This window comes from Cellulosimicrobium cellulans, from assembly GCF_001722485.1.
Classification (GTDB): domain Bacteria; phylum Actinomycetota; class Actinomycetes; order Actinomycetales; family Cellulomonadaceae; genus Cellulosimicrobium; species Cellulosimicrobium cellulans_A.
The window spans coordinates 1-3330 of the sequence record NZ_LWGL01000244.1; the positions used below are offsets into that span (position 1 = coordinate 1).

Annotated in this window: 3 protein-coding genes, 1 pseudogene and 1 riboswitch; all 4 genes and pseudogenes read left to right on the forward strand. The window is 75.6% G+C overall.

What is annotated here, in order from left to right; translation table 11 throughout:
- Positions 1-615 (forward strand): annotated as a pseudogene (locus JZ5iCDA_RS16390) (phenylalanine--tRNA ligase subunit beta); the annotation flags it as partial.
- Complete coding sequence (locus JZ5iCDA_RS16395) at positions 612-1490, forward strand: SDR family oxidoreductase (protein ID WP_069388102.1); 879 nt, start codon at positions 612-614, stop codon at positions 1488-1490. The pseudogene JZ5iCDA_RS16390 and the gene JZ5iCDA_RS16395, both read left to right, overlap by 4 nt.
- Positions 1491-1701: 211 nt before the next feature.
- Entirely contained in the window at positions 1702-2367 is a 666-nt protein-coding gene (locus JZ5iCDA_RS16400; RefSeq protein WP_069388103.1) for a YceI family protein, read from the forward strand.
- Between the two features lie 38 nt (positions 2368-2405).
- Positions 2406-2503, forward strand: a riboswitch (TPP riboswitch).
- Positions 2496-3330 (forward strand): bifunctional hydroxymethylpyrimidine kinase/phosphomethylpyrimidine kinase (gene thiD / locus JZ5iCDA_RS16405; RefSeq protein WP_083260106.1); only part of this gene is annotated, 835 nt, incomplete at its 3' end. Its footprint overlaps the riboswitch before it by 8 nt.

The window sequence follows — 3330 nt, forward strand, 5'->3', positions numbered from 1 at the left end:
GTGCTCGTCGGGCGCCGCGAGCCCGCGGGCTGGTGGGGCACGGGCCGCCCGGCGGACTGGACGGACGCGCTCGACGCGGCGCGCCTCGTGGCGCAGCGCGTGGGCGTGGAGGTCGTCGTGGCCGCGGACACCGAGCGTGCCCCGTGGCACCCCGGCCGGTGCGCACGCCTCGCGCTCGCGGACGGGACCGTCGTCGGGCACGCGGGCGAGCTGCACCCCAAGGTGCTCGAGAACCTCGGCCTGCCGGCGCGCTCGGTGGCGTTCGAGGTGGACCTCACGGCGCTGCTCGCCGGGTCGGACGAGGAGCCCGTCGCGGCGACGCCCGTCTCGGCGTTCCCCGCCGCGAAGGAGGACCTCGCGTTCGTCGTCGACGCCGGGGTGAGCGCCGCGGCGCTGCGCTCCGCGGTCGCGGACGGGGCGGGCGACCTCCTCGAGGAGCTGAGCCTGTTCGACGTCTACACGGGCGAGCAGGTCGGCGCGGGCCGCAAGTCGCTCGCGTTCTCCCTGCGCCTGCGGGCGGCGGACCGCACGCTCACGGCCGACGACGTCGCCCGGGTGCGCGAGGGCGCCGTCGCCGCGGCGCGCGAGCGTGTCGGCGCGGAGCTGCGCGCATGAGCGCCGGGACGCACGCGGCGACGGTCCCGCCCGCACGGACGGCCCTCGTCACGGGGGCGTCGCGCGGCATCGGGCGCGCGGTCGCCGTCGGGCTCGCGGCCGCAGGCCTCGACGTCGCGCTGCTCGCCCGCGACGCGGGACGGCTGGACGAGGTGGCCGGAGAGATCGCACGTCTCGGCAAGGGCGCGGGGCGCGCCGTCGCCGTGACGGCGGACGTGACCGACGCCGAGGCCGTGGGCGCCGCCGTGGCGACGGCCGAGGCGGAGCTCGGCAGCGTCGACCTGCTCGTCAACAACGCGGGCCGGGTCGACGCCGAGGTGCCGCTGTGGGAGGCCGACCCGGACGAGTGGTGGGCCGTGCTCGAGGCGAACGTCCGCGGGCCCTTCCTGCTCTCCCGCGCCGTGGTCCCGGGCATGCTCGCCCGCGGGGGCGGCCGCGTCGTCGACCTCAACAGCGGCGCCGGGTCGCACGACTCGCAGGGCGGCAGCGCGTACAACGCGAGCAAGACGGCGCTCCTGCGCCTCGGGGCGAACATGCACCGGTCGGGGTACGAGCGCGGTCTGCGGACGTTCGAGGTCGCTCCCGGGGTGGTGCGGACCGACATGACCGCGTCGATGGTCATGCACCGGGGCCGGACGGAGTGGACGCCGGTCGAGCGCACGGTCGAGATGGTCGTCGCGATCGCGGCGGGCGGGCTCGACGCGTTCTCGGGCTCGTTCGTGCGCGTCACGCACGACTCGCCGGAGTCGCTGCGCGCCGCGCTCGACGCGGCCGCGCAGGACGGGCGCGACGTGCCCGGGCCGGACGGTCGTCGTCTGCGCGTCACGCGCTGGGGCGACGACGACCCCATGCCCGGCGAGCTGCCGCGGCGCTGAGCACGCGACGGTGCCGTGACGCCGTGACGGAACGGTCCGAGGAACGCCGCGAGGGCGCGCCCCGCAGGGGGCGCGCCCTCGTGCTGTCTCCGACGTCACGCCGAGTTGGTTGAACGTTCACCTGTCCGTCGTGCTCTACTGGACACCTGACCAGGTCGAGCGGACGCTGTCGTCATACCTCGATGCGGGCGACCCCGGAGGAGCGACGGACATGACGACAGGACCCGGCCGCGAGTGGAACGGCATGATCGTCCCCGACGCCGGCACGTACGTGCTCGACGAGGCGCACAAGCGCATCGGGTTCTCCGGTCAGCACATGATGGTCTCGCCCGTGCGTGGCGAGTTCACGCGCGGGACCGCGACGATCGTCGTCGGCGTCGACCCGCTGGCCTCGGCCGTCACGGCGACCATCGAGTCGGCGAGCCTCACGACCCACCACGGCGACCGCGACGCCCACCTGCACAGCCCTGACTTCCTCGACGTCGAGCACTACACGACGCTCGAGTTCCGCAGCACCGGCGTGCGGTGGCAGGGCGCGCAGGACGACTCCATCCTCGCCTGGGCACGACTGCGCAACCGCTCCCCGGAGCGCGCGACGGTCGCTGCCGACCGCGTCGCGCCGGCCGAGCCGGGGCGCTTCGTCGTCGCGGGCCTGCTGAGGATCCGCGACGTCACCCGCCCGGTCGAGCTGCGGATGCAGTACGGCGGTGCGCGCCGCGACCCGTACGGGCGCGACATCTTCGGCTTCCACGCCACGGCGGAGATCGACCGCGAGGACTACGGGCTCGTGTGGAACGTGCTCCTCGAGACGGGCGGCGTCCTCGTCGGCAAGAAGGTGCAGCTCGAGATCGCGGGCGAGGCCGTCCGCCAGGACTGAGCGACGGGCGCCCGCCTCCGCCGGCCCGCTAGCATGTGCGGCACGACACGGGGTGCCCCGGACCACCGGGGCTGAGATCACACCCGTCGAACCTGCTCTGGCTCGTACCAGCGAAGGGATGTCCGCCGATGACGCTCGCCCCGACCCCGCCTGTCCCGGACGCCGCGCCCGATGGTGCAGCCCGTCCCTCCCGACCGCGCGTCCTGTCGGTCGCCGGTACGGATCCCACGGGAGGCGCCGGTATCCAGGCCGATCTCAAGTCCTTCTGCGCGCACGGCGCCTACGGCATGGCCGTGACCACCGCGCTCGTCGCGCAGAACACCCACGGCGTGCGCTCCGTCCACGTGCCGGGGCCGGTGTTCCTGCGCGCGCAGCTCGACGCCGTGTCCGACGACGTCGAGATCGACGCCGTGAAGATCGGCATGGTCGCCGACGAGCCGAACGCTCGGGAGATCGCCGCCTGGCTCGACGACCTCGCCGCCACGCGGCGTGCGCACGGCGCGCCACCGCCGCACGTCGTGCTCGACCCGGTGATGGTCGCGACGTCGGGCCACCGCCTGCTCGACGTCGGTGCCGAGCAGGCAGTGCGCGAGCTCGCCGCCCGCGCCCACGTGGTGACGCCCAACCTCCCGGAGCTCGCCGTGCTCGGCGGCACCGCGCCCGCCGCGACGTGGGACGACGCGCTCGACCAGGCGAGTGCCTTCGCCGCCGCGTGCGGCACCGCGGTGCTCCTCAAGGGTGGGCACCTGCGCGGCGCGACGTCGCCCGACGCGCTCGTCGAAACCGTCCCCGCAGGAGGCGCCACGGTGCGCGTCACCACCTTCGACGCCGAGCGCGTCGCCACCCGCCACACGCACGGCACGGGCTGCTCGCTGTCCGCGGCGCTCGCGGCCCTGCGCCCGCAGCGCGCGGGGTGGGCGGAGGCGGCCCGCGACGCCAAGGCGTGGCTGTCCGGGGCGCTGC